The sequence below is a fragment of the Caulobacter sp. 73W genome (assembly GCF_041021955.1).
Taxonomy (GTDB): domain Bacteria; phylum Pseudomonadota; class Alphaproteobacteria; order Caulobacterales; family Caulobacteraceae; genus Caulobacter.
In genome coordinates this window covers 72,348-98,152 of record NZ_CP158375.1, presented here as the reverse complement: position 1 = coordinate 98,152, position 25,805 = coordinate 72,348, and the positions used below count along the sequence as shown (strand labels likewise).

The window sequence follows — 25,805 nt, the reverse complement described above, 5'->3', positions numbered from 1 at the left end:
GCGGGCGATAGCCATTGACGATGCGCACCTCGTCCCGCTTCGCCATCGCCGCCTCACTGGCTGTCTTGACCTTCGCATCGACGGCCTTGGCCGCCGAGACCGCCGCCAGCGCGCACGCGGCGAACGTGACCATCACCCGCGACGACTGGGGCATCGCCCACATCAAGGGCAAGACCGACGCCGACGCGGTGTTCGGCATGATCTACGCCCAGGCCGAAGACGATTTTGCCCGCATCGAGACCAACTACCTGGTCAATTTGGGCCGCCTGGCCGAGGCCGAAGGCGAGAAGGCGATCTGGCAGGATCTTCGCCAGCGCCTGTTCATCGACCCACAGGTCCTCAAGGCCGACTACGCCGCCAGCCCGCAATGGCTGAAGACGCTGATGATCGCGTGGGCAGATGGGCTGAACCACTTCCTCGCCACCCATCCGAACATAAAGCCGCGCGTCCTGACCAAGTTCGAGCCGTGGATGGCGTTGAGCTTCACCGAGGGCAGCATCGGCGGCGACATCGAGCGTGTGCCCCTGACCCAGCTGGAAGCCTTCTATGGCCAGCGCAAAGTCGCCATGACCGCCGACGAGAAGGGTCTGGTCTATCGTGAGCCGCAAGGCTCCAACGGCTTCGCCATCGCGCCGTCCAACACCAAGGACGGCAAGGCGCTGTTGCTGATCAATCCGCACACCAGCTTCTTCTTCCGCTCCGAACAGCAGGTGACCAGCGATGAGGGCCTGAACGCCTATGGCGCGGCGACCTGGGGCCAGTTCTTCATCTACCAGGGCTTCAACGCCACCGCCGGCTGGATGCACACCTCCAGCGGCATCGACAATGTCGACGAGTTCGCCGAGACCATCGACAGGGCGGACGGCAAGCTGACCTATCGCTACGGCGCCGAGCGCCGCGCGGTGATCCAAAAGCCGGTGACCCTCAGCTACCGAACGGCGGACGGCGCGCTGGCCCAGCGTACCTTCACCACCTACGCCACCCATCATGGCCCGATCGTCCGCCAGGAGGGGGACAAGTGGGTCGCCTTCGCCTTGATGAATAAGCCGGTCGCGGCCCTGCAGCAGTCGTTCCTGCGCACCAAGGCCAAGGGCTACGCCGAGTTCATCAAGGTCGCCGACCTGAAGGCCAACTCGTCCAACGCCACCTTGTTCGCCGATAGCGCCGGGACCATCGCCTATCTGCATCCGCAGTTCGTGCCGGTTCGCGAAGACCGCTTCGATTACAAGAAGCCCGTCGACGGCTCCGATCCGGCCACCGACTGGAAGGGCCTGCACGACCTTGCGACCTTGCCGTCCGTGGTCAATCCCGCCAGCGGCTGGGCGATGAACACCAACAACTGGCCTTGGACCGCCGCGGGCGCCGACAGTCCCAAGGCCTCAAGCTTCCCCCGCTACATGGATCAGGCCGGCGAGAACCCGCGCGGGCCGCATGCGGTCGAGGTGCTGACCGCCCGCAAGGATTTCAGCCTGCCGACCCTGATCGAGGCGGCCTACGATCCACATCTGACGGCCTTCTCGCGGCTGATCCCCACGCTCACCGCCGCCTATGACCGCCTGGCGCCCAGCGATCCGCTGAAGGCCAAACTGGCTGGCCAGATCGAGCTGCTGCGCAGCTGGGACAAGCGCTGGGGGCTGACCTCAGAGGCGACATCCCTGGCCGTCTTCTGGGGCGAGGCGCTTTGGGCGCCGTCGGCCGCGCCGGCCAAGGCGGCGGGGATTTCGGTGTGGGACTATATGGCCGAGCGCACGAGCGACGCCCAGCGGCTTGGGGCGCTCGCCGAAGCCTCCGATCGACTGGTCCAGGACTTCGGCTCCTGGCGCGTGGCGTGGGGCCAGATCAATCGTCTGCAGCGCAATGACGGCGCCATCGTCCAGACCTTCGATGACGCCAAGCCCAGCATCGGCGTGCCGTTCACCGCGTCCCAGTGGGGCTCCCTGGCCGCCTTCGGCGCCAAGCGTTATCCTGGGACCAGGCGCTATTACGGAACGCTCGGCAACAGCTTCGTCGCCGCGGTGGAGTTCGGCCCCAAGGTGCAGGCCCGCGCGATCAGCGTCGGGGGCGAAAGCAGCGACCCGAGCTCCAAGCACTTCAGCGATCAGTCCGAACGCTACGCCAAGGGGGCGCTGCGGCCGGTCTACTTCCACCCCGACGAACTGGAAGGTCACGTGGAGCGCCGCTACCGCCCATGACCGTCGAGGTCCTTTTCGTCACCCACGCCTCCTGCGGACTTGGCCCCGCCATGCCGGGCGGCCGGGTGCACGATCTGGACCTGAGCGCCGACGGCCAAAAGCAGGCCGACGCGATCGCCGCGGCCTTGGCCGGGCGGCGACTGGCCGGCGTCTATTGCAGCCCGCTGCGCCCGGCCCGGCTGACGGCGTGGCCCATCGCCAAGGCGGCGGGGCAGACGATCAGGCTGGACGATGAGCTTCAGGCCATCGATCTTGGCGAGCGCACGGGCGAGCCGATCGCGCCGTTCCTGGCCGGCGATGATCCGGCGTTCGATCTTCTGATGGGCGGCCAGCCGCAAGGCGAGGGGCTGTCCGGCGTCGCACAGCGCGTCGGTCGCTTCCTGGGCCGCATGAGCACAGAGCACGAAGGCCGCTCGATCGTCGCGGTCACCCATCCAGAGGTGGTGTGCGCGGCCGTCTGTCTGGTGTTGGATCTGGACCTTGCGCGTCATGGCCGATTAGCCGCTGCGCCTGGCGGCGTTACCGAAATCCTGGTCGGCGATTGGGGCGCGCGTCTGGCCGCCTTCAACCGGATGGCGGCCGGGTAGGGCGGCGGACGCTTCTGGTCAGTGCGTCGCGCAGCGGGCCCTGGTGATCAGCTCGCCGAGCAATTTTTCCTGCAAGGACAGCAAGGTCACCGCCGTCTGATGGCGGCTGCGCGCCTCGGGCGGCGCCGGCAGAACCGAAAGCAGCTCGCCTTCATCGATGGCGCGCAAGATCGCCACGGCGCTGCGGAGACCTTCGACGAGGTCTTCCTTCTGCGCACAACCACAGTTTGTGAAACCAGATAGCGACGCACCCATCATCACCCCGCTGCGATTCAGTCGTGTCGGGCCCCATACCGCCGTGAAGCTGCGCCATACGCCAATGCAAAGAATTGGGCGCCTATCGCATAAATTGAATGAGACGCCTGTTTGAATCGTGCCTATGCAGTTTGACGGGGATCAAGGGGCGTTCGAGTTTGGACACGCGTCAGATGCGGCAGGTCATCGAGATCTGCCGAGCGGGCAGCTTCGGCCGGGCGGCCGAGATTTTGGGTGTCTCGCAGCCCACGCTCAGCCGCAGCATCGCGCGGCTCGAGGACGAGATCGGCGTCATCCTGTTTGATCGCGCCGCGGGCGCGGCCAAGCCCACCGCCTATGCACGCTATCTGGCCCGTCACGCCAGCAAGGTGCTCACCAGCACCTCCGCCCTGGTCTCCGAACTTCGTCGGCTGGCCATCGGTGACACCGGTCGCCTACGGGTCGGACTGGGCAGCGCGGCGCGCGCTTGGCTGGGGCCGCTTCTGGTCGAGCGCGTCCTTCGCGACCATCCAGGCCTGGCGCTCGAACTGATCTCCGAAAGCGCAGAGATCCTCTACCAGCGCCTGGAGGACCACGAACTTGACGTGGTGATCGCCAGCGCCTCCCTGGCGCCGCTCCAGGATGGGCTCAAAGAGATCAAGGTCGGTAAGGACCTTGTCGGGGCGTTCGTCGTGCGGCCAGGCCATCCGATCCTCAGCGAGCCTGGTCCCCATTCGCTTCGCTCGATGCTGCGCTGGCCGCTGGCCCATCCGCGCGCCGAGCACTTGCTGCGCCGCCACCTTCCGGCGGCGATCTCGCCTGCCGAGCAGCAGAACCTGACCGCCTATGTCTCCAATGACGACGGCATTTTGCAGAGCATCTGCCAGGCCAGCGACGCCATCGCCATGACCCTGGGCGTCAAGGCGCGCAAGGCGCTGGCCGAGGGCAAGGTGGTCGAGGTGTCCACCGATTGGGTGGGCCTTGCCGATCTGTCGGCGGTCGTCAGCGCCGAACAGGCCGGCGCACCCGTGGTGCTGGGTCTCGTAGCCGTTCTCGAGGAGATCATAGCCTCGGAGATCGCCGCCCTGGCGCACATGAACAAGGTGCGGGTCGCCGTTTGAGACCAAGGCGGGGTTGCCGCCTCGCCAGCCATACGTCCTTATGCCGAAAACTGAATCTGGGGAGACCGCCATGATCGATCGTCGCCAACTACTGGGCGCAACCGCAGGCCTCGCGGCCCTGCCGTCGCTGGGCCTGTCGACCAGCGCGCAGGCGCGCCAGGCCGATGAGTCCGCGCGTCTGGACGCGCTGCTCACGCGCCAGCTCGAAGACAACCTGGATCGCTCGCACGAGGGCGTCACCAGCCTTGGCCTGGACGTGGGCAAGCGCGCCGGCCAGCGCAGCAAGCTCGATGATCGCTCCTCGGCGGGCTTCGCGGCCGACCGGGACCGCGCGGCCAAGCGGCTGGCCGAGTTGAAGACGATCAATCCGGACAAATTGAACGCCGAGGCGCGCCTGTCCTACGACATCGCGCTCTTCCAGCGCACCATCTCCGACGGCTATCGCAAGTTCGCCTGGCACACGCCGGATGGCTGGCGCCAGACGCCTTACGGGGTCTCGCAGCTTGGCGGGGCCTACGCCATCGTTCCCGACTTCCTGGACAGCCGTCATCCGATCAACGACGCCGCCGACGTCGAGGCGTTCATCGCCCGCACCCAGGCGTTTGTGACCGCGCTCGACCAGGACACCGAACGCACGCGCGCCAACGCCGCCATGGGCGTGATCGCGCCCGACTTCATCCTCGACCAGACCATCGGTCAGCTCACGGCGCTGCGCGACCGTCCGGGCGCCGAACAGCCGATGATCAAGTCCCTCCAGCGTCGCTCGGCCGAGAAGGGGCTGAAGGATGAAAGCGCCAAGGCCGCGGCGATCTTCGACGGGCCGGTGCGCGAAGCGCTCGACCGCCAGATCGCCGAGATCAAGCGCTTGCGCGCCAAGACCACCCATCAGGCCGGCGTCCATCGCCTGCCGGACGGCCAGGCCTACTACGCCTGGAACCTGAAGAACTTTACGACGACCGAGTACAGCCCCGCCGAGATTCACCAGATCGGCCTCGACCAGGTCGCCGACCTGTCGTCCAAGATCGATGTGCTCTTGCGCAAGGAAGGTTACACCAAGGGCACGGTGGCCGAGCGCCTGGCGGGCCTGCGCGAAGAGTTGAGGTTCCGGTTCAGCAATGACGACAAGGGCCGCGAGGAGCTGCTGGCCTATGTGAACGCCGAGATGGCCGCCATTCGCGCCCGCATGCCCGAAGTCTTTCCGCGCATTCCCAAGACCGATTTCGTGGTGCGCCGCGTGCCGGTCTCGATCCAGGCCGGCGCGCCGGGCGGGTACGCCCAGGGCGGATCGCTGGATGGGACGCGTCCGGGGACCTACTACATCAACCTGCGCGACACCGCCGAGTGGCCGCGCTGGACGCTGAAGACCCTGACCTACCACGAGGCCGCGCCCGGCCACCTCTTCCAGGGCGCCTTGAACCAGGAACAAGGCGCGCTTCCGCTCTACCGCCGGATCGGCGGCGGCTTCTCCGCTTATGGGGAAGGGTGGGGCCTCTATTCGGAGCGGATCGGCGACGAGCTGGGGGTCTATGAGAACGACCCGTTCGGCCGCATCGGCTACCTTGAGAGCTTCCTCTTCCGCGCCTGCCGCCTGGTGGTCGACACCGGCCTCCACCACAAAGATTGGAGCCGCGAGCAGGCCATCGCCTACTTCCGCAACAACCTGGGCGACGGCAACGAAGCCGAGGTCGAGCGCTACTGCGTGGCTCCCGGCCAAGCCTGCTCGTACAAGATCGGCGAGACCTTCATGTCGCGCCTGCGCGACGAGTTGCAGGCAAAGCCAGGCTTTGATCTGAAGAAGTTCCACGCCGCCATGATCGACGGCGGCAATATTCCGCTGACCGTTCTGGATCGCCGCGTGCGGGCGGCCATGGCTGTCTAACGACCGCAGATTGAGCTTTAGAGCCTGGCGAAGGGCGCGGTCGGACAGGTTCCGGCCGCGCCCATTCCTTATGGAGCAAGGCCTTGCTTGCAGAAGCTGCGGAGCTCGCCATCCAGCGCCTACAAATGATGCGCCGCAGCATGCCGACGCCGCAAATTTTGGCGGCGGGCGTTCACCCGACATTTCGATGACACGCTGTGGATAACGCCGGTGTGGTCCAGCTCAAATGCTGCGTCGTGCTTGTTGGGACGCGCGGAGGGCGCGCCCCAATGAGGGGAACAACGCATGAAGCAGTCACAAGCGTTCAAGTGGTTGATGTTCGGCGCCAGCGCCTATGGCGCGCTTATGGCGGGCGCCGCCCAGGCTCAGTCGGCTGGGGAGCCGGCTGCGGTCGAAGAAGTGATCGTCACGGGCTCGCGTATCGCCCGTCAGGACTATGTGGCCAACAGCCCGATCGTCTCGGTCGGCCAGGCGGCCATTGAAGCCACCGGCCAGGTCACGGTGGAGAAGGCACTGTCGCAGATGCCCCAGTTCTCGGGCAGCTTTGGGCAGGGCAACACCGGCTCGACCAGCACGGGCCTCAACGGCGGCCAGTCCTACGCCAGCCTTCGGGGTCTGGGCGCCAAGCGCACCTTGATCCTGCTGGACGGCCGCCGCCTGCAGCCCTCCAACCCGGACGGCTCGGTCGACCTGAACATCATTCCCGAAGCCCTGATCGAGAACGTCGAGGTGATCACGGGGGGCGCGTCGACGGCCTATGGCTCTGACGCCACCGCCGGCGTGGTCAACTTTCGCCTGCGCCGCAACTTCGACGGCCTGATGATCGACAGCCAGTACGGCACGTCGGAGAAGGGGGACGGGGAGTCCTTCAAGATCTCGATCACCGGGGGCTCAAGCTTCGCCGACGACAAGGGCAGCGCGGTCCTGTCATTCGATTACACCAACCGCGACCGCGCCCTGCAGGCGTCGCGCGACTACTACATCTTCCGCACCTCGGCGCCCGGCCTGGCGACCATTCCGCAGGGCAATGTGCTGTTCGGCGCCAACCTGCCGACGCTGGCCTCGGTCAATGCGGTGTTTGTGGGCCGCTACGGCACGCCCGCGCTGACCGGCAACGCCGCCGGCCGCTACACCGGCCAGATCGGCTTCAACACTGACCAGACCCTGTTCTCAACTTCCGGCGTGCCGGTCCGCAACTTCCGCGACCCGCAAACAGACGAAGCGTACATCGTCAACTCCAACGCCGCCGGCACCAGCCAGCAGATCAATTTTGGCTATAATGGCGGCTCGTTGCAGTCCGACCTCGACCGCTACTCGGTGTTCGGCAAGGTCGACTATGAGCTGGCCGACAACCTGCGGGTCTTCTCGCAATTCACCTTCACCGACTATGTCTCGGTGGGCGTGACCAACCCGACCCTGGCCTCCAACGTCTACGGACTGACGATCCCGGTCTCCAACCCGTACATCTCGTCGGACTTCCGCTCGATCCTGGCCTCGCGCCCGACGCCCGGCGCTGATTTCACCTTCTACAAGGCCTTCAGCATCCTTGGGCCGCGCGTACAGAAGTACAGCTACGACGTCTTCCAGCTGATCAACGGCATCGATGGGGAGGTGGGCTACAAGGACTGGAGCTGGAACGCCTATGCGTCCTACAGCAAGGCCAAGTTCGACAACGAGCAGACCGGCGGCGCCAGCGCCAGCGCGGTGGCCAGGCTGCTCTACAGCCCCACGGGCGGGACGGAATTGTGCGCCGGCGGCTTCAACCCCTTCGGCAACCTGACGCCCTCGCAGGAGTGCATCAACTACATCTCCCGCCGCACCCTGAACCAGAACAGTCTGGAACAGCAGATGGTGGAAGTGAACCTGCAGGGCGGGGCGTTCAACCTGCCGGCTGGCGAGGTCCGCTTCGCCGTGGGCGCCGACTACCGCGCCAACGAGTACACCTTCACCCCCGACAGCCAGCTCAACATGCCGGGCGGGGTCAGCGACGTGCTGGGCTACAGCGTCCTGCGCGACGCCGGCGGCTCGGTGGACACCTACGAAGCCTACGGCGAAGTGCTGGTGCCGATCCTGAAGGATCTGCCCTTCATCGCCGAGTTCAACACCAACCTGGGCTACCGTTTCTCCGACTACAGCTCGGTGGGCGCCGTCCATACCTACAAGGCCGACTTCGACTGGAAGGTGATCGACGCGGTTCGCCTGCGCGGCGGCTACAATCGCGCCATCCGGGCCCCCAGCGTCGGAGAGCTCTTCGCGCCGGTCTCCACCGGCTCGGTAGCCATCGGCACGGCGACCGCGACCACGGTCAACGGCGATCCTTGCGACGTGCGCTCGTCCTATCGCCTGGGCGCCGACGGTGCGCGGGTGAGGGCGCTTTGCCTCCAGCAAGGCGTGCCCACCAGCATCATTGACAGCTACCAGCTGGGCACCGCCCAGGTGTTCGCCCTGACCGGCGGCAACCCCGACCTGCAGGAAGAAACCGCCGACACCTATTCCCTCGGCGCGGTGCTGCGCTCGCCGTTCGAGAGCCCGTGGCTGAGCCGCCTGACGGCCTCGGTCGACTGGTACAACATCAAGGTCAAGGACGCCGTCGGCAGCCTCTCGATCGCCAACGCCTTCCAGTACTGCTTCAACTCGGGCGGCAACAATCCAAGCTTCGACCCGAACAACTACTACTGCTCGCTGGTCACCCGTAACACCGCCAGCGGCGTGCCGCTGAACCCGGTGCAGCCGCTGCTGAACCTGGGGCAGTTCCAGACGACCGGCGTCGACCTGCAGGTCGACTGGAGCGTCGATTTCCAGGACGCCGGCCTTGGCGACTTTGGCGTCCTGTCGATCAACGTGGCGCTCGGCTACCTCGACAGCTTCAAGATCCAGCAGCTACCGACCGCCCCGACCTACGACTATGCGGGCAGCCACGGCCAGGCGGTCGAGGCCAGCGCCGGTACGGCCCACCCCAAGTGGAAGTCGGTGACCAGCGTCGGCTATCGCTGGGGGCCGGCCAGCCTTGGCCTGCGCTGGCGCCATATCGACGAGATGATCAACTCGGCCAAGATCGTCACGCCGGCCAGCACCTCGCGCGGGGTTAAGTCCTATGACGCGTTCGACCTGAACGCGACGGTGGACCTGCCCTACGACGTCGACATGCGCTTTGGCGTCAACAACCTGTTCGACAAGGCGCCGCCGCAAGTCGGCGACACCGAAGGCAACTATGACCCGCAGAACTACGATGTGATGGGCCGCTCCTATTACATCGGCCTTCGTCGCAAGTTCTGATCATCCACCCGTGGCCACGCCTCGCTTGGGGCGGGGCCACAAACAGGAGGCCGGCGGCGCTTTGCGTCGCCGGCCTTTTGCATCATGACCGTTGCGTCGCGGCCCAGTCGGCCACGAGCCGGTCAAGGACGGCCATGGGCAGCGGACCCGAGCCGAGGACCAGGTCGTTGAAGGCCCGAAGGTCGAAGCGAGCGCCCAACGTCTTCCTGGCCGCCTCGCGCGAGGCGACGATCTGCGCCTTGCCGACCATGAAGCTGCAGGCCTGGCCTGGATAGACGCAGTAGCGGTCGATCTCGCGCTCGGCGGCGTCGGGCTGTTCACCAGCGTGCTCCACCATCCAGGCGATCGCCTGCTCGCGCGTCCAGCGCGCGTGGTGCAGCCCGGTGTCGACGACCACCCGGCAGGCCCGAAAGAGTTGGCCCTGCAGATAGCCGATGCGACCTGGCGGGTTGTCCTCATAGGCGCCGATCTCGTCGGCCAGCTGCTCGGCGTAGAGCGCCCAGCCTTCGGTCCAGGCCGAAAATCTCACCGTGCGCCGAAACGGCGACAGCGATCCCGCCCGACGAAGGACGCTGGCCTGGAAGTGGTGGCCCGGCACGCCTTCGTGGTGAAGCAGGGTGGGCAGACGCCAAAGCGCGTTTTCGGCCGTGGAGCGCAGGTTGATCGTAACCGAAGGCTTGCGGGCGGGATCGTCACTACCCGAATAGGAGGCTCCGGGCGCGCCGTTCTCAATGGCGACCGGCACGCGCGAGACCTCCACCGGATCATCAGGCGTCAGATGAAAGGCCCGCGGGGTGAGGGCCTGGGCCTTGCGCAGGCAGCCTCGCGCATAGTCGAGGATCCTCGCACGACCTGCGTCGCTGTCGGCGACGACGAAGCGCGGGTCTCGATCAAGGGCGGCCATGCGCTGGGCGATCGAACCTTCCCTGAGACCTTCAGCCCGTAGAGCGACGTCGATCTGCGCGGTGATCGCCTCAACCCATTGCAGACCCCGGGCGTGAAGCTCGGCGGGGTCGTACGAGGTGGTGGTGTTCGAAGACAGCGCGCTTGCATAGTAGGCCGCGCCGCCGGGCTGGGCCCAGACGCCTGCACGATCATCGGCCTTGGGGCGCATCGCCTCGAGCGCTTCAATCTGGCGGGTTAGGGCTTGAGCCACCTGGCGCTCGAAGGCCTGCGTGACCTTTGCTTCGAAGCCAGCCGGCGCGCCGGCGATAGCAGGGGCGGTCAGCGGGTTTTGCGCCAGGGGCGTATCGCGAAGTTGAGCGATCTGTCTGAGGGTCTTCGCCAGGATGAAGCGCGGCGGCACGACGCCAAGCTGCGCGTCGTGGCCGATCTGCGCGGTCTCCTGGTCCAGCGCCCGCGCCAACTGGCCAAGGGCATCAAGATAGGGGCTTTGCCCATCGCCAGCCGACAAGGGCCTTCGGGCCAAGCTGGCGGGTAGCCAGTAGTAGGCGCCGTTCATCTGGCTGACGACGTAGGGGCTTGGCCGCAAGTTGATGTCCGACGACCCGTACCTTGCGTACTGATCGGTGAGCGCCTGTTGGACGAAGCGAGCCACATCGTGGTCGATAGCCGATGCGGCGCTGAGGTCCTGGCGACGGATCGCGTCCAGTTGGGCCAGCCGCAAGCGTGCCGCCCGGCCCGCCGCAGCGCGGGCGGCCATCGAGTAGTCGCGCAACCGGTCCGCGGTTCCAGCCTCGTCGCGCAGCGCCCGCGCATGCTCGTCCAAAAGGCGCGCCAGGGCGGCGTCGCCCGATCCGGGGCCGGCCGCAAGACCCACGTGCGGCAGGCCAAGGGCCGCGGCTGCGCCAATGAGAACCTGACGTCTGTCCATGCCGATCATCCCGTGAGCGCGCCTCCCCGCCACCAGGGACAAGCCACCAGGACTGAGCGGGGATTCTGCTGTACGGGAAAGGCGGTACCCGCCGAGCTTTGCTCAACTCCGAACGAACTCAGACCTTAGTGCTGCTCGTGACTACAGGCTCATTTCGATGGCCAGGCTGCGCAGCGCCAGAGCGACATCCATCTCCACCGTGCTGACCTGCACGCCAAGGCGGGCGGCCACATCCCGATAGCTTTGCCCCTCGAAGCGAATGAGCACGAAGGCGCAGCGAACGCGGTCGGGCAGGGCGCCCAGCACTTTCATCGCTCGAATGGCCTGCTGGCGCCCCGCCAGATCAGAGCCCGCCGCCTCTATGGCGGCCCCAATTGTCGACATTGCTCATCCCCAAGCTGTCGTCCGTAAGGGTCGAGCTAGCGATCAGCACAGTCAACGGAAGGCGAAGTCACCTTCATGCGCGAATAGCCGGGCGCCTGACATGCGAGCGCAATGCGAGCCCTTGTTGCACAAGGTTTGGCTCCGCCAATCGTCTACATACCGATAGACATGTGGTTCGTCATTTGTTCTACTTCAGGTGGTTTGGCGACCATGAACAAGGTTTGTGACGCATGGTCGGCGTAAGGCGTTTCGACAAGCAGGGTCAGCTTGAGAGTTTGGTTGCCAGAGCCCGTGACCGGGCTATTACCTTGGCTATGAGCAAGCCCAAGGACCTCAGCCAGCTACCCACGGTCAAACGCCGTGAGTTGGACTACGTGGTCGAGGTTCTGCGCGAGGAATTCGCCAAGAAGACGGCGAACCGAACCTCAGCCAGGTTGCGCGACGCAAAGATCCTCAAGATCATTCTCTACGGTTCCTACGCCCGCGGCGACTGGGCATCACCGCCTTCCACACCGACACCGACCACCCGCACCTTCACATCACCGTTCGCTCGTTTGGCGAAGACGGCGCTCAGCTTGACCTACGGCTCCCACAACTCAAGCGGTGGCGCGAGGTGTGGGCGGAAAAGCTGCGCAACAACGGGTTGGAGACCATAGCCACGCCGCGGTGGGTTCGCGGCATATTTGAGACGCAACGACGCTCGATGGCCGAACACGTCCATGCCAAGGATCAGGATCCAGAGCAGCGGCAACCAAGCCGCCGCGAGGCCCGCATTCTCGACGACGCCCGCCGTGCCTACGAGGACGGCCAAACCCATTCACCCTGGGACGATCTCGTTCGGCACAAGCGACACGAAGCGGTCATGGGCTATCGGCAAGTGGCCCATGCCCTGATGGATTCGCCGGACAGGGAAGACATGGAGCTCGGATACGCGCTCTCGGTGCGCGTTCAACGGATTGGCGAGGCGCTAACTCGCAAATCGCGCCTTATCGAGCGCTTTCGAGAAGAGGATCGCGAGATAGAGCGAAAGCTGCAGCGTGAACGGCGAAGAGAGCGTGGCATCGAGCGAACTATCCCGCGCTAGCGCAGGCAAGCTGCAAATCCTGAGCGTCCGAACGGTCGGCGGCAGTTGCCAACAATGGCGAAGCCGACGACACCTTGCGGCTTCGAGTTTGGGGAGCCGTTCCATGATCCGCAGCGTCGCCGCGACTGTCCTCGCCACCTGCCTGGTAGCCACCGCCGCCGAGGCCGCCGTGGAGCGCATCGACGTCCTGGAACGGACCGCGCTGGCTGGCGGCGCGGCATTTGGCCAAGCCGGCGCTTACGAGAAAATCCGCGGCCGCGCGCTCGTCGCCCTCGACCCCTATGACAAGGCCAACGCCGCGATCCATGATCTGGATCTTGCACCTCGGGACGCCGACGGCAAGGTGCGCTTCTTCACCGACGTGCTGATGTTGCGCCCCGTCGCTCCCGGCCAAAGCCCCGGCGCCGGCGCGGTGATCTACGACGTCAACAATCGCGGCAGCCTGGCCATCATGGGCCAGGTCAACGGCAAGAGCCCGCCCAACAACGATCCGACCACGCTGGAGGACCTAGGCCCGGCTCATCTGCTCAAGCGGGGCTACACGCTTTTGTGGTCGGCCTGGACCTGGGACGTCGAGCCGCCGGCCGCCGGCAACAAGACCCTGATCCTTAAAGCCCCCGCCGCCACGCAGAACGGCAAGGCGATCACCGGCAAGGTCGCCTACGAATTCCTGGTCGACGCGCCTGCGCTCACGGCGCGGTTCACCGGCAACCTGGCCAAGATCCATCCGCCCGCAGACGGCTTTGGCGAGGCGACCCTGACCTGGCGCGATGGCCCAACGGCCAAGCGCCACGTGATCGACCGCAAGACCTGGCGGATCGTCGAGCCGGTCGCGGGCGAGCTTGCCTCCAACGTCGAACTTGATGGCGGCTTCCAGACTGGCAAGCTCTATGAGCTGACCTATCTGGCCAAGGATCCCGTGATCACAGGCGTCGGCATGGCGGGAATCCGGGACCTGCTGTCGTACGTGAAGACCACGCCTTTCGCCGGGCAAAAGCCCTACGACCGTTCTCTGATCTTCGGCATCTCCCAATCAGGCCGCGTGATCAACACGATGCTTTATCTGGGCATGAACCGGGACGAGCAGGGCCGTCCCGCCTTTGACGGCGCCTTCAGCCATGTGCCGGGCGCGGGGAGGGGGAGCTTCAATCACCGCTTCGCCATGCCCACACGCCACTTCAGCCCGCTGGTCGAGCACGATCATCCCACCGACGCGTTCCCGTTCACCAGCGCGCCGAGCGTCGATCCGGCGACCGGCAAAAGCGGCTCCATGCTCGATGGCGCGCGGGCGGCAGGCGCTCTGCCCAAGGTCTTCTTCGTCAACACCTCGGCCGAGTATTGGAACCGCTCGGCCTCGCTGCTCCACACCACGCCAGACGGCAAGGCGGATGCCGTTGAGGATCCCAACGCCCGCGTCTATCTGCTGGCGGGCTCGCAGCACTTTGTCGGCCGTAACCGCGAACGCGCGCCGCTGACGGCCTGCGTCAACACCGCCAACCACTATCCGGTCGAGCGGGCGCTGATGTACGCCCTGGACGAGTGGGTGCGCACGGGCAAGGAGCCGCCCGCCAGCCGCTATCCCTCCATCGCCAAGGGCGAGCTTGTCTCGACCGCCGCCTACAAGGCGGCCTTCCCGACCGGCACGGGCCTCACGCTACCGCGCGAGCCCCTGACGCCGCCGCGCCTGGATCTGGGAAGCCGTTTCGAGAGCGACGGCATCGTCGACAAGCTGCCGCCCAGGCATCTTGCGCCCTACACCACGCTCGTTCCCCGCCCGGACGCGGACGGCAATGACGTCGCAGGCGTGCGCCAGGCTGAGCTGGAAGTTCCGCTTGGCACCCACACCGGCTGGAACCTTCGCGCGCCGAAGACCGGCTTTGGCTGGTCGCAGGGGCGCTTTGACGGCTCGTTCGTGCCGTTCGCCAGAACGAAAGCCGAGCGCGTCGCCGCCAAGGACTCGCGCCGTTCCATCGAGGAGCGATACGCCGACCGCTCAACCTTCATCGCCGCGACCAGGGCCGCGCTGCAGCGTCAGGTAACGGAGGGCTTTTTGGCCGCCGACGAGCTGGAAGCTCGCCTGGCCGAGCGCGCCGGGATGTACGACCGCGTTCTGGCGCATGATCCTGCCGATACGTCCTGCGGCTACATCTTCCCCAACTGAAGCCACCCCGATGATCGGCGCGCTCGCGGGCTGATATCCGATAGATCGTCGCCTCATCGCCCGCCTACATCGTGCGACACCGGAAGCCAGCATCCGGAAGATCCGAAAGACCATCAGCGCCTTCGCATCCGCACCGGAGCCGACGAAATCTATGACTGGGAGTTTGACAAGGGCTTCAGCGAGCTGACGGCCGCTCCCGGCTCAATCACCGTCGACGAGACCCAGTTCGCCCTCAGCCTGGCCCAGCGCGGCGCCGCGCTGACGTTCGCGCCGCAGATCGCCATTCACGGGCAATTGTCCAGGGGCAAGCTAGAGGTCGTGCTCGACGATTGGGCGACCTCGGGCCCGGGCTTGTACGTCCACTATTCAAGGCTCGGGCAGGTACCTACGGCGCTGCAGCTGCTGATCGACCTGATCCGTGAGCAACGGCCTCTTGGCCTTTGAAGCCAAGCCCTAGCTGCGGGGCTGCCGTCGCAGCAGATGCACGATGACCAGCGCCACCACGCCGCCGAGCAGAACGACCGAAATGGTCTCTAAGAGGCCGTCGCTCAAAAGCGCGGCCAGAAGCGCAAATCCGGTGATGACGCCCAGTATGGTCGGGATCAGGAAGGGGCGAAGCGAATAGCTCTTCATGCGTGCGCCTTGGCGTCATGGGCGACCTTGAGCTTGTCCAGGCGCTTGGTGTCGCCGGACTTGCGAAGCCACAGCACCACGCCGCTGACCAGGATGGCGATCACCATCAGGTCGAGAAGCGCCCAGATGACCTTCAGGGCGATGCCGCCGTAATTGCCAAAGTGCAGCGGCTGGCTTAGCAGCAGCATGGTGATGTACCAGGGCGCCTTGGGCTGAGCGGTCAGCTCACCAGTCACCGCGTCGATGAGGACGGGGTAGTAGAGCTGGGCGGTCACGGGCGTCGTGCCGGCCATGAAGACCCCATAGTGGTGGTCGCCGCTGTAGCCCGTGCCAGGCCAGGCCACGAAGGCGGGCCGCATGTTCGGTTCGGCCTCACGGGCCGTCTTGATCGCCTGATCGACGGAAGCAAGCTTGGTCGGGGCAGGGCGGCCCTCATACTGCGCGGCGAAAGCAGACACGGCATCGGCCTGCCAGGCGCTCTGCAGCGGCCCTGCGACCGTGTTGATCGCGCCCGTCACCCCAACGGTCAGCACCCAGATGATCGAGGCTGCGCCCAGAAGGTTGTGCAGGTCCAGCCACGCCAGGCGACGGCTGCGGTCGGTGCGGAAGGCCCCGAACGCCTGCTTTTTCATGAAGGGCGAATAGAGGACCACGCCCGACACCGTCGAGGCGACGAACAGCAGGCCCATAACGCCGAGGAAGAGATAGCCAGCCAGACCGCCATAAAGGTCGGTGTGCAGGCGAAGCAGGACGTACATGAAGCCGGTGTTGAACTGCGGGGCTTCCATGTCACGGCCGGTATGACCGTCCATGACGACGGTGTTCATGCCCGCCGGCGGCGTGGAGGGCTCAGCGCCCAGGTTGACGTATACGCCGGTGGAGTGCGCGTCCCAGCCAAAAAACAGCGGCACGTCGCTGGGATACTTGGCGTTGGCCTGAGCGACGAGGTCATCGACGTTCAGGGCTTGCGAACCCGCCGGCGGCGGCGGCGGTTCAACCGCCGCGCCGGTCAGATGCCCGATCTCTTCGGCGAAGATCAGCGGAAGCCCGGTCACGCAGAGCAGCAACAGGAAAAGGGTGCAGACGAGGCTCGTCCACTTGTGCACCCAAAACCAGCTTCTCAGCGCGCCGTGCTTCATCTGATCTAGAACCGGTAGCCGAGGGTGGCGATGACGTTGCGGCCCTGGCCGGTGAAGCAGTCGCCAAAGAAGCGGCAGGGCGCAAAGTACTGCTTGTCGAAGAGGTTGGTCGCCGTCGCCCTCAGCGACCACTGACCCCAATCGACGCCGATCAGGGCGTCGGCGATCGTGTAGGAAGGGGTGCGCAGGGTGATGTTCGAGCCGATGGAGTCCGTGTGGCCGACATACCGGACGCCGCCGCCGAAGCGGAAGTCGACGTCGTTTTGCAACTGCAGCGTCTTGATCGCCCAGACCGAGGCGGTGTTGCGCGGCGTGTCGGAAGCCTGACGACCCACCTCGTAAGCTGCCGAGGAGTTTTCGATCTCGGTCTTGGCGTGGCTGGCCGCCAGGGTGACCGTCAGGTCGCGCGGGCTCGTCCAGCTGGCTTCGAACTCGACGCCCTTGCCGCTGATCTTGCCGGTCTGGATCAGGTTGACGACGTTGTCCGGGTCGTTGGTCTGACGGTTGGTCTCGTTCAGATCGTAGGCGGCGACCGTGATCAGGGCGCCGAGGATCGGGCGCCACTTCACGCCGACTTCGAACTGCTCGCCCTTTTGCGGGCGGTAGGCGACGCCGTAGGCGTTCAGGCCGGCCACCGGCAGGAAGGATTCTGAATAGCTGGCGTAGGGCGAGAAGCCGTTGCCCAGGTCGTAGATCGCGCCGACGCGGAAGCTGGTGGCCTCATCGATCTGCGTGGCCGAGCCTTCGGTCTTTTGCTTGGCGCGGTCGCGGCGCACGCCGGCGACCACGGTCAGCTGACGCCAGCGCAGCTGGTCCTGGATGTAGAGACCCAGCTGGCTCTGGTCGAGCTTGGGCATGGTCGCCAGGGCAGGGGCGTCGAACGGCTGGCCGTAGATGGGGTTATAGGCGTTGATCGGCGTGACCATGCCGAAGCCGCTGGCCGACTTGCTGTTCAGGTCCAGGATGTCGACTCCGGCCAGCAGCACGTGCTCGATCTCACCAGTCGTGAAGCGCGCGGTGCCGTTGATGTCGGCGGTGAAGATATTGGTGTCGGAGTTGATGGCGTAGGCCGAACGCGGGATGATCTGGTTGGCCGGATCGATGAACGGGTTGGCCGGGTTGCCATAGGTGTAGGCGTAGATCTCCCGAAACTCGGTCGAAGCGTCCACGTAGCGCACGTTGGCGTTGGCTTCGAAGACGTCGTTGAAGCGACGGTTGGCCAGCAGGGTGACGCCCAGCTGGTCAGTGTTCAGACGATCATAGCTCGGCTCGCCCAGGAAGCGGTCGACCGGCAGCTTGGCGAACGTGTCTTGCAGCGTCGCCACGTAAGGCAGGAACTGCTGGCTCGAGCTGGTCTTGTCGTCCTGATAGAGGCCGATCAGGGTCAGGGTCGTCGCCGCATCCGGCTTCCAGCTGATCGACGGCGAGATCACGACGCGGTCGTCGCGCACATGATCGGTCTGCATGTTGGCGTCGCGAACCACGGCCACCAGGCGGGCGGCCAGGTCACCGTCCTCGGTGAGTGGCGACTGGTAGTCGAACATGCCCTGGTAGCGATCGAATGAGCCGATCTGTGCGGCGATCTGGCCGCCGCGCTCGAAAGTCGGCTTTTTGGAGATCATGTTGACCACGCCGCCGGTCGAGCCTTGTCCATAAAGCATGGAGGAGGGGCCGCGCAGGATCTCGATCCGCTCGAGGGTGAAGACTTCGGTGCGGGGGACCAGGTTGAAGCCCAGAACCTTGTTCAGGCCGTCCAGATATTGCGCCGAGCTGAAGCCGCGCAGGGAAGGGCCGTCGCCGCGGGTGTCCAGGCCATAGGGCTCGGCGCCGGCGCCGGCCGAGTAACGCAGCGTCTCTTGGACGGTGAGCGCGGCGCGGTCGTTGAACAGGTCTGCTTCGACGACGCTGATCGCCTGGGGGGTGCGGATGACAGGCGTGTCCGTCTTCGTCGCCGTGGTGGCGCGCTCGCCGGTGATGATCACCTCATCGACATTGGTCTGAGCGGTGGCGGCGCCGGCTGAAGCAACGGCGAGCACGGCGATAGATGCGGAGAGGAGCAGACGCATGCGAAAAAAAGTCCTATGAAACGTGCCGGGCTTCTAGGACCGATAAGAACGCGTCGCAAGTGCAGACGCGGGTAACACGCACTTCAGCCGGGTGAGTGGCTCAAACGCCTCGCTTGCGATGGGCAAATCGGCTTCGCCTGGGAGGCGCGGGGTCGTAAGATGGCGATCATGACGGCAGTTGAGACGCTTTGGGCCTGGCTTGAGCTTGGCCGCTCCCAGACCGAGGCGGTGACCCCGTACCTCGATCCTGGCCATAATCTTCGCAACATTCTCAACGCCGTTCGCGAGATCGACGCCAGGATCGAGCCTGACCCGGTGATCATGGCCGCCCTGCACATCGTCATCGAAGCGGTGGGCGATCTTCGCGCCAAGATCGAGACGCGCTCATTCGTCAGCAGCGTGGAGGGGGAGAGGGCGGCCGTGCTGCGCGCTTTCGACCAGCTGGAAGTAGTGCTTCAAAAAGCGCGCCTGAGCGAAACCCTGGCGATCGGTTCAACCAGGTAGCGTCTTAGGAACCCTGTGTGTTGCCCATTCCGGACTTCCGCTGTTGGAATGAACAGGCCACGCCTTGAGCAGGCTTTCTGATCCGGTCTGGTTGCAAGCTAGCACCCACGCATGGGGTATCCTGGTGCTCGTCTGGATCACCCTTTTCGGCGCGGTGATCGAGCGAAGCGTCGCTCGTGAAGAAGGACGAAGCTGGGGCCGCAAGTTGCTTGGCGCATTGAAGGGAACGGCGCTGGCGGTCTTTATGACGTTCTTCGCGGCCGCCGTTCTCCAGATCAGCACTGGTCCAGGATGATCCGCGCTGCTTGGTTAGGAACGGCGCATAACGGCTCGGAGCGGACTGAACTGCAGTCCGCTACTGGAATTTTAATCGCAGCGCGCGCCGTGTAGGTTTTCACCGTCCGGGGGGAACACCAAAGGGGCTCGGCCAACCGCGAGGGCCCGCCATCCACTCTGTACGGCCGCGCGCGGCGGGGTGTCGTAGACGCCGGGTGAAAGAGTCATCGGCTTTGGGAGACTGGGTGAGCAGGCAAGCGGCAGGCCCGCAGCCAGGACGGCTGCTTCCGCCACAGCCCTTTTCAGGAGATTTCGATGAACCTCGCCGCCCTCTTCGCCACCGCGCTCCTCGCGGTTCAAACTCAAACGCCCGCCAGCGTGCCCCTAGCGGTCGCGGGCGGGGAGGTGCTGCAGGTTGGCGAGGTCCCGAACATTCTTGTGCGTGCGCGGGGCGCGCGGGGCAGTCTCGTCGTGCTGACAGGCGGAAACGGGCGGCTCGGCGTCGGCGAAGGCGCGACCATATTGGAGAACGCGACGAATGTTCTCATTCGGAACGCCCATCGGTTTGCGGCGCGCGGATTCAACGTTCTGCTGGTCGAGGAAGGCACGGTTCTGTCCGAGGCGGTGGACCATGCGCGCCAGCTTGGCGGTCCGGTCACTGTCGTGGCGACGAGCGCCGGCACGCCTCGGGCAGCCGAAGGCCTGTTGGCCGGCGCGACGCCTGACCGGCTGATCCTGACGTCCGGCTTCCTCAGCGACGCCTCCGGCCCCTCCCGAGGCGTGGGCGACATTCTCGGCGATCCGGCGCATCTGCCGGAGACCCTCGTCATCCATCACAGGGCGGATGGTTGTCGCTTCACCCGTCCTGAGGGCGTCCAGCCCTTCGTCGACTGGGCCTCCGGCAGAGTGTCTGTAGTGTGGCTTGAGGGTGGAACCGAGGAGGGCAATCCCTGCCGGTTCGCAGCCCATCACGGCTTCGCTGGCCAGGATGACGAGCTCGCGGACGCCATCGCCGATTTCGCGGGACAATAAGCCATGTGCTCGTTGGCCCGGCGGCCCCCAGAGGTTGAGGACCCATCGACGCCGATCAGGCGAGGGCAGCTCCCACCCGGCCCTGAACTTGATGACATCCGCTACGCGGCTCTAGCCGCGGTCCTCTACGGATGCCCACCGCCTAGAGCCGGGTGTTGCGTCTATAGAGGAAGGTTAACGTGGACAGATGGCGCGTTGGCAGCGGGCTGAGACCGGACTCGGCTCTATGCGGACGCGATGGATGTCTGCACTAGGAGGCCCCTTTCGAGAGCGTCAACGATCACGAAGCCTCGCCCAGGCGGCGATGGCGGCGTTGCGCAGACGCGGCCATTGGGGATCGCGGACGAAGTCTTCGTCAGTGCCGTTGGGATGCCGCTCGAGAAGTGACCGGAGCGCCGCGAGGACATGGCTGACTGCTGTGGCCTCCGCCTCGTCGAACAAGCTTTCACCGATCGCGTGTGCAGTGAAATCGTTATCGTCGAATAGCTGGTGGATGATCACATCAATCCCGGCCACCCAGCCGTTCGCACGCTGATCAGCCCAGGCCTGAAGCGGGTCGATGACGGCTAGATCTTCGCAAAGCACATCAAGCAGCGCCTGGCGCGCATGCGGCAGTTGGAGCGACGTCCAGGAGCCTGGCGTTGGGGGCAACAAGGCTCGCCAGCCGTCCTGACGCATCCAGACAATGGAGGCACGCAGGGCGGTCTCCGCAGCGGCTGCGGTAGCGTACAGGCCGGACTCGTCCTGTGGTGACCAGACGACCTCTCCGTCATCGTCGATCAGCGCATGCTCGTCGTAGAGGTAGAAGTCACCTCTGCTGAAGACGCTCGCTTGGCGTCTGCCGTCGCTGCTCTCGAATAACCTAAGGGTGCGGTCGACCATGCTGCAGCCTCATTCCACTAGCGCCGCAATGCAATGTAACGTGGAGAAACGGCTCATTGAGGTCGTTGGTTAGGTCGGCTTTGCGGTAACGCGCCGCAAAGTCTGAGCGCGCAAATCGGCGATTAGCTTAGAGTTCAGCTGCAAGCCTCTGACAGGTAGCCCTCACCATCGGCTCGGCCCAAGCCTGTGCGCTGTCGTGTTTCTCATCCTCACGCGCCCGCACGTCCGGATGCCAGAGATCGCGTCGAGAACCGACCGGGATTGCGTCGGTTTCGCTCGAGACTAGGACCATATCAGCGATGCACTCTCGAAGCTCAGGGGCGACGTCATCTTCAAACGGAGCGAGCGCGATTGCTGCCTCCAACGGTGAAATACGTCCCTCTAGAAAATCGGTCGTAATCGATATCAGCGCGGTTCGCAGAAACTGGTCCATCGGTTCCAAGATCGCTGGGCGTAACCAAGTCCGCAAGAGTCGCAAGGGGACTGTTGGTAGAGTCCCCGTTGGGGCGTTGCGAGTTGGTAGGGTGGCCGCACACGGCTCACGGCCGCCGTTGGACGCGTCCGCTTTGAGCGTTCGACGGTTTGCGGTCAAATGTGCGCAGGCAATTATGCGCTGATCAGTTGGTGGCACGCCCACTCCGGGACTACATGAAGCCGATGAGCCCAGCTATCGTTGTTCCGATTGTCCTCGTCCCGGGCTACATGCTCGACCGCGATCTGTGGCGGGAACTCGAAGCGAGAATGTCAGCTTCGGACGAGCCAAGGTTCAGCATTCATCATGCCGACCTTACGCAGGACGCCACGATTGAAGCGATGGCGACGCGGCTGCTCACGGACGCTCCCCAGCGCTTCGTCTTGATTGGCTTCTCGATGGGGGGATACGTGGTGCGAGAGGTCGCCCGAAGGGCGCCCGAACGTGTGCTTGCCCTGATTCTCATCGCGACCTCGTCCGAAGGCGACAATGAAATTCAACGGCAGCGCAAAGACGCCGTCGCGCGAGCCTTCGACCCCTCAAAGTTTGCGGGCCTGAGCCGCTCCGCGGTTTTGTCATCCGTTGCGCCATCACATGTCGACGGGCCGATTATCGACCGTATCCGAGCCATGAGCGAGCGTCTGGGTGGGAGCGTCTTCCAACGCCAGTCAGCCCTCGTCAGAACTAGCGACGCCGACCGGTTGAGCGAGCTCACGTGCCCCACCCTTATCGTGGCTGCGGCGCAAGATCAGCTACGTTCGTTAACTGAGGCGTCAGCCCTTCATGAAGGTATCGCCCATTCGAAGATGGTCGTCATCCAAAGCTCAGGCCACATGATTCCGCTCGAGGCGCCCGAGGAACTTGCCGGCGCGATTGTTCCGTGGCTAGGCGATCTAGGTTGGCCGGGCGCAGTAGTATCGGAGCCTGCAGGCCACTAAGGGTCAGTATCGCTAGTTTCGAAGCGATCGGTATGTCGCCCTTTGGCGCATTCACGCCAGTAGCCGACGAGCGATCAGGCGCGCCTCGAACGGCAAGTCTGTGGGTCTAACTCAATGTCCGTAAGTGGCGCAAACCTGCCGATAGTTGCTGAGCAGACGAGGCCCTGATCACTGCGAAATTTCTGTACTCTGGCGGCCAAGGGGAGGGGGCTTCGCCCATCAGAAGCTCGTCCAATTTCCAACCGCTGCGACTGCACAGGATTTCCCCGCGCTCAGGTCCACCCCGACCAGCTTGCCCTCGTTGAACCCAAAATTCTCGAGGTACTCGGGTAGAACCGCAAAACGCCGCTGTTCAACGTCGATCAGGACGGTCTTGCGTTCATATCGCTCGGCCATCCAGCTGGCGGCCAGCAGCTTCGAGTCTGGCGTGAACGCGAAATTGCAGCCCCAAACATAGCCAGGCATCCTTACGCCATCGATGTGCAGCTCGTGGTAGCTGTCGCCATGCGGCGGTTCGCCCAGGTACCGCAACGCAATCTCGTGAGAGCGATCGGGCGAACGAAGAATGTAGTCGCCCATACCGGCCCAGCGGCTCTCACCATCGGGCGCGAAATCGAGTTCCGTGGGCTGCATCACGACCATTGGGTTGCTGCGCTGGAGGCGATCAATGGCTGATAATCGCTCGACACGGAATACAGCCCCCACAACCGAACAACCTGCTGGCGCCGGAAGCGGGACGTCCGCGCGCGAGGATCCTTAGCCGTCACTGTGACGCCAGAACCGCTAGAGGCAGACCCTGCCATCTCGAACGCCAAGGCTGGTGACATCCCGATCGGGGAGCATACCCATTTGTCGTCTAAGATATATTATCGGAAATGCCGGTTGGTAGGCGGCCCTATTCGCGGCGATCCCAGAAATATCATACGGCCAGGAGCTTGGTTCGAACCCCCAACTCCCGCGCTGCCGCAGCCAGGCGCTTGTCCATCGTTACCAACAAGTGGTCCTCTCGGCGGCACATCGCAGCGTGAAGCGCGTCTGGCGCACGAAGCATGAGATCAAAGCGCCGAACGAAGACATTGGCCAAACGCACATCAGCGGCCTGAAAATCTAGGTCACGCGCCGCCGCCGCTCGCCATGCGTCAAAGTCTGCGAGCCGTCGACTGGCATCTTCGAGAACCAGCAACTCGGTCCGCACCAGGCGCGATAAAGCCGACGCCACCTCGGCGGCCGCAAATTCGCTGATGATGAACTCATCATCCAGCTCGCTCAGAAATCTATCGACGACCGCGCTTCCTGGCTCTTCAATCAAAGCCGGCAATATGACGCTGGCGTCGAGGTAGATACTCAAGCCTCCGGATCCTCGTAAAGCTGATTGAGCAGCTCCACAGAGCTGATGCCGACCGAACCGCGCGACTGCCGCCTTGCTTGAAGCCACGCATAAGTCGCTGGCGGCGTTCGGCGCGGAACCGCTGTAACAGGTCGCAGTTCAGCCACCGCTTTCCCATGCCGAGAAATGATGACCTCCTCCCCTTCAAGGGCGCGATCTATCAGCCTGGGCAAACCGCTTTTGGCATCCGCCACACTGTAGGTGCTCATCAGCAATCCTCAATTATGACCATAAACATAGTCACAATTGCCGACGGTAACAAGAGACCGGGAAGCGCATCAGCGTTCATTGGCTAGCCTTCAAAGCTCATTTGCAGCGCCTTCGTCAGCTGCCCCCTGGCGCGATAGAGACGCATCTCCACGGTCTTGACGGAAACCCCCAGCACCTCGGCCGCCTCGCGCACGGTCAGCTCGCCAAAACCGGCCAGGAGAAAGGCCTGCCGAAGCGGCTCAGGCAGCCTGCGGATCTCCTCATCCAGTCGCCGCAGTTGATCGTTGTCGACCGCGACGCGTTCTGGCGAGGCCGCAGGATCGGGATAGACCTCAGCGGCGATCTGATCGTTGGCGGCTTCGGCGAAGACGGCTCGCCGCGTCTTTCCCCTCCGCCCATAGTCGCGGCACTTGTTGAAGGCGATCGCTCGCAGCCAGACGATGAAGGACCGGTTCGGGTCGAACCTGGCGATCGCGAGCCAGGCCGAAACAAAGCTCTCCTGGACGATCTCGTAGGCGGCGTCTTCTGCGCCGACGTAACGAACCACGAAGCGAAACAAGGACTGCTTGTGGCGGCGCATCAGCTCGGTGAAGGCGCGCTCGACGCCGTTCACCGCCTCATGAGCGAGGCGGCGATCATCGGCGTCGTCGCGTTCGCTCACGGCTCTTGCGTAGTCAGGGCTTCAGCCACGCGCTTGTCGAGGCGCTCGGCCTGTTCGGGCGTCAACACAGCCCGCATTTCCAGCACGTGGACGATCGTCTCTTTTTGGAATTCGCCCATCGCGTGGTGGAACTGCTCGACTGCGGCGGCGACCTTGGGCGTGTAGGCGTGTCCTTCCAGGATCGCCGCAGCCAGTTCGGCGTTGGCCTTGCGCAGCTCGGCTTCGCGCCGCCGCTTCAGATCCTCGTAGTCGCCGTCCAGGGCACGAAGGCGCAGGTCCTGTTCGGCCGTCACCTCGATGCCTTCGAGCAAAAGATCGTGGACGGTGGTGGAATGCTTACGCTCCGCCACCTTGGAGGCGCCCAGCCAGCCGCCCAGGCCAGCGGCCAAGACAGCGGCGACGAATGTCAGGACAAATCCGAGCGACGGCCGCCTCAACCAATTCCCTCCAGAAGAGTCGAAGGCGCAAGGTCGATCCGGGCGCCGAAGGCCGATATCTCTTTGCTCGCCTGGCCAGCGGCCGCGGCCGCGGTCGCGCCTCCGACCGCGAGGCCAAGCGCCAAAGCGCCCGAGATCATGGCCGCCTTCAGCCGCCAGGTCGCCGTTTCGACGTTCACCGGCGAATGGCGCGCGATCTGCGCCCACACCCGATCCTCCAGCCCCTCCAGCTTGGGGAGCGGCTGTTGATTGGCCTGGGCAAGCAGCTGATCAAGGTTGGGCTTCAAGGGGCCATCTCCACGGTCGTCGAGGCATAATACGCGCCAAACGGAGCGGACCCTCAACCAATCCATCTGGACGAGCAAGCCGTCCCCTGCCCTCACCGGGTCGATCTGGCTCACAAGAAGCAAGATCGA

27 protein-coding genes are annotated in these 25,805 nt (G+C 64.8%); 13 read left to right on the top strand and 14 right to left on the bottom strand.

Annotated elements, in window-relative coordinates; genetic code table 11:
- Positions 1-20 precede the first annotated feature (20 nt).
- Both ABOZ73_RS00435 and ABOZ73_RS00430 read left to right on the top strand, forming a co-directional pair.
- The gene (locus tag ABOZ73_RS00435) at positions 21-2,192 is read left to right on the top strand and encodes a penicillin acylase family protein (RefSeq protein WP_369062583.1); all 2,172 of its coding nucleotides are present in this window, start codon (positions 21-23) and stop codon (positions 2,190-2,192) included.
- Positions 2,189-2,779 carry a histidine phosphatase family protein gene (locus ABOZ73_RS00430; protein WP_369059828.1) on the top strand — a complete coding sequence of 197 codons (591 nt, stop codon included), beginning with the start codon at positions 2,189-2,191 and terminating at the stop codon, positions 2,777-2,779. The genes ABOZ73_RS00435 and ABOZ73_RS00430 overlap by 4 nt, the downstream gene beginning before the upstream one ends.
- A gap of 18 nt (positions 2,780-2,797) precedes the next feature.
- Here the strand turns inward: ABOZ73_RS00430 and ABOZ73_RS00425 are convergent, their stop codons facing one another.
- Complete coding sequence (locus tag ABOZ73_RS00425) at positions 2,798-2,947, bottom strand: hypothetical protein (RefSeq protein WP_369059826.1); 150 nt, start codon at positions 2,945-2,947, stop codon at positions 2,798-2,800.
- Positions 2,948-3,207: 260 nt separating this feature from the next.
- On the opposite strand from ABOZ73_RS00425, the gene ABOZ73_RS00420 reads away from it, so the two are divergent.
- From ABOZ73_RS00420 to ABOZ73_RS00410, 3 genes are all read left to right on the top strand, one after another.
- Entirely contained in the window at positions 3,208-4,134 is a 927-nt protein-coding gene (locus ABOZ73_RS00420; RefSeq protein WP_369059824.1) for a LysR family transcriptional regulator, read from the top strand.
- Between the two features lie 70 nt (positions 4,135-4,204).
- Positions 4,205-6,013: a DUF885 family protein gene (locus ABOZ73_RS00415; RefSeq protein ID WP_369059823.1), complete on the top strand. Its 1,809-nt coding sequence runs from the start codon at positions 4,205-4,207 to the stop codon at positions 6,011-6,013.
- 285 nt (positions 6,014-6,298) lie between these two features.
- Entirely contained in the window at positions 6,299-9,289 is a 2,991-nt protein-coding gene (locus ABOZ73_RS00410; RefSeq protein ID WP_369059822.1) for a TonB-dependent receptor, read from the top strand.
- Between the two features lie 82 nt (positions 9,290-9,371).
- Here ABOZ73_RS00410 and ABOZ73_RS00405 read toward each other — a convergent pair whose 3' ends face one another.
- On the bottom strand, positions 9,372-11,123 hold the full coding sequence (locus ABOZ73_RS00405; RefSeq protein ID WP_369059820.1) for a DUF885 family protein: 1,752 nt from the start codon (positions 11,121-11,123) through the stop codon (positions 9,372-9,374).
- A 141-nt stretch (positions 11,124-11,264) separates the two neighbouring features.
- Positions 11,265-11,507 carry a sigma factor-like helix-turn-helix DNA-binding protein gene (locus ABOZ73_RS00400; RefSeq protein ID WP_369059819.1) on the bottom strand — a complete coding sequence of 81 codons (243 nt, stop codon included), beginning with the start codon at positions 11,505-11,507 and terminating at the stop codon, positions 11,265-11,267.
- Positions 11,508-11,821: 314 nt separating this feature from the next.
- Here ABOZ73_RS00400 and ABOZ73_RS00395 point away from each other — a divergent pair, with 314 nt between their 5' ends.
- The 4 genes from ABOZ73_RS00395 (at position 11,822) to ABOZ73_RS00380 (ending at position 15,196) form a co-directional block, all read left to right on the top strand.
- On the top strand, positions 11,822-12,163 hold the full coding sequence (locus tag ABOZ73_RS00395) for a hypothetical protein (protein ID WP_369059817.1): 342 nt from the start codon (positions 11,822-11,824) through the stop codon (positions 12,161-12,163).
- Between the two features lie 47 nt (positions 12,164-12,210).
- Complete coding sequence (locus tag ABOZ73_RS00390; RefSeq protein ID WP_369059816.1) at positions 12,211-12,591, top strand: hypothetical protein; 381 nt, start codon at positions 12,211-12,213, stop codon at positions 12,589-12,591.
- A 103-nt stretch (positions 12,592-12,694) separates the two neighbouring features.
- The gene (locus ABOZ73_RS00385) at positions 12,695-14,752 is read left to right on the top strand and encodes an alpha/beta hydrolase domain-containing protein (RefSeq protein ID WP_369059815.1); all 2,058 of its coding nucleotides are present in this window, start codon (positions 12,695-12,697) and stop codon (positions 14,750-14,752) included.
- 30 nt (positions 14,753-14,782) lie between these two features.
- Positions 14,783-15,196, top strand: coding sequence for a LysR substrate-binding domain-containing protein (locus ABOZ73_RS00380; RefSeq protein WP_369062582.1), 414 nt, complete (start codon positions 14,783-14,785; stop codon positions 15,194-15,196).
- Between the two features lie 9 nt (positions 15,197-15,205).
- Here the strand turns inward: ABOZ73_RS00380 and ABOZ73_RS00375 are convergent, their stop codons facing one another.
- Genes ABOZ73_RS00375 through ABOZ73_RS00365 form a run of 3 tightly spaced genes read right to left on the bottom strand, consistent with a single transcriptional unit; the run spans position 15,206 to position 18,590 of the window.
- Positions 15,206-15,385, bottom strand: coding sequence for a hypothetical protein (locus ABOZ73_RS00375; protein ID WP_369059814.1), 180 nt, complete (start codon positions 15,383-15,385; stop codon positions 15,206-15,208).
- The gene (locus ABOZ73_RS00370) at positions 15,382-16,491 is read right to left on the bottom strand and encodes a PepSY-associated TM helix domain-containing protein (protein WP_369059813.1); all 1,110 of its coding nucleotides are present in this window, start codon (positions 16,489-16,491) and stop codon (positions 15,382-15,384) included. The genes ABOZ73_RS00375 and ABOZ73_RS00370 overlap by 4 nt, the downstream gene beginning before the upstream one ends.
- 38 nt (positions 16,492-16,529) lie before the next feature.
- A complete protein-coding gene (locus ABOZ73_RS00365; protein WP_369059812.1) occupies positions 16,530-18,590 on the bottom strand; it encodes a TonB-dependent siderophore receptor in 2,061 nt (686 codons plus the stop codon).
- Positions 18,591-18,758: 168 nt separating this feature from the next.
- Here ABOZ73_RS00365 and ABOZ73_RS00360 point away from each other — a divergent pair, with 168 nt between their 5' ends.
- From ABOZ73_RS00360 to ABOZ73_RS00350, 3 genes are all read left to right on the top strand, one after another.
- The gene (locus tag ABOZ73_RS00360) at positions 18,759-19,094 is read left to right on the top strand and encodes a hypothetical protein (protein ID WP_369059811.1); all 336 of its coding nucleotides are present in this window, start codon (positions 18,759-18,761) and stop codon (positions 19,092-19,094) included.
- A 64-nt stretch (positions 19,095-19,158) separates the two neighbouring features.
- Entirely contained in the window at positions 19,159-19,389 is a 231-nt protein-coding gene (locus ABOZ73_RS00355) for a hypothetical protein (protein ID WP_369059809.1), read from the top strand.
- A gap of 296 nt (positions 19,390-19,685) precedes the next feature.
- The gene (locus tag ABOZ73_RS00350; protein WP_369059807.1) at positions 19,686-20,402 is read left to right on the top strand and encodes a hypothetical protein; all 717 of its coding nucleotides are present in this window, start codon (positions 19,686-19,688) and stop codon (positions 20,400-20,402) included.
- A gap of 273 nt (positions 20,403-20,675) precedes the next feature.
- On the opposite strand, the gene ABOZ73_RS00345 is transcribed toward ABOZ73_RS00350, so the two are convergent.
- Together ABOZ73_RS00345 and ABOZ73_RS00340 are read right to left on the bottom strand one after the other, a co-directional pair.
- Positions 20,676-21,284 carry a hypothetical protein gene (locus tag ABOZ73_RS00345; RefSeq protein ID WP_369059806.1) on the bottom strand — a complete coding sequence of 203 codons (609 nt, stop codon included), beginning with the start codon at positions 21,282-21,284 and terminating at the stop codon, positions 20,676-20,678.
- A gap of 127 nt (positions 21,285-21,411) precedes the next feature.
- Positions 21,412-21,717 carry a hypothetical protein gene (locus ABOZ73_RS00340; RefSeq protein WP_369059804.1) on the bottom strand — a complete coding sequence of 102 codons (306 nt, stop codon included), beginning with the start codon at positions 21,715-21,717 and terminating at the stop codon, positions 21,412-21,414.
- A gap of 215 nt (positions 21,718-21,932) precedes the next feature.
- Here ABOZ73_RS00340 and ABOZ73_RS00335 point away from each other — a divergent pair, with 215 nt between their 5' ends.
- Entirely contained in the window at positions 21,933-22,694 is a 762-nt protein-coding gene (locus ABOZ73_RS00335; protein ID WP_369059802.1) for an alpha/beta fold hydrolase, read from the top strand.
- A 219-nt stretch (positions 22,695-22,913) separates the two neighbouring features.
- Here the strand turns inward: ABOZ73_RS00335 and ABOZ73_RS00330 are convergent, their stop codons facing one another.
- The 6 genes from ABOZ73_RS00330 to ABOZ73_RS00305 form a co-directional block, all read right to left on the bottom strand.
- The gene (locus ABOZ73_RS00330) at positions 22,914-23,336 is read right to left on the bottom strand and encodes a hypothetical protein (RefSeq protein WP_369059800.1); all 423 of its coding nucleotides are present in this window, start codon (positions 23,334-23,336) and stop codon (positions 22,914-22,916) included.
- 277 nt (positions 23,337-23,613) lie between these two features.
- Positions 23,614-24,042 (bottom strand): type II toxin-antitoxin system VapC family toxin, encoded by a 429-nt coding sequence (locus ABOZ73_RS00325; RefSeq protein ID WP_369059799.1) that lies wholly within the window; start codon positions 24,040-24,042, stop codon positions 23,614-23,616.
- Positions 24,039-24,290: a type II toxin-antitoxin system Phd/YefM family antitoxin gene (locus ABOZ73_RS00320; RefSeq protein WP_369059797.1), complete on the bottom strand. Its 252-nt coding sequence runs from the start codon at positions 24,288-24,290 to the stop codon at positions 24,039-24,041. Before ABOZ73_RS00320 ends, ABOZ73_RS00325 begins: the two co-directional genes overlap by 4 nt.
- A gap of 83 nt (positions 24,291-24,373) precedes the next feature.
- The gene (locus ABOZ73_RS00315; protein ID WP_369059796.1) at positions 24,374-24,904 is read right to left on the bottom strand and encodes an RNA polymerase sigma factor; all 531 of its coding nucleotides are present in this window, start codon (positions 24,902-24,904) and stop codon (positions 24,374-24,376) included.
- 44 nt (positions 24,905-24,948) lie between these two features.
- Complete coding sequence (locus ABOZ73_RS00310) at positions 24,949-25,341, bottom strand: Spy/CpxP family protein refolding chaperone (RefSeq protein WP_369059794.1); 393 nt, start codon at positions 25,339-25,341, stop codon at positions 24,949-24,951.
- A gap of 44 nt (positions 25,342-25,385) precedes the next feature.
- Positions 25,386-25,676, bottom strand: a complete 291-nt coding sequence (locus ABOZ73_RS00305; protein ID WP_369059793.1) for a hypothetical protein — start codon at positions 25,674-25,676, stop codon at positions 25,386-25,388.
- Positions 25,677-25,805: the final 129 nt, after the last annotated feature.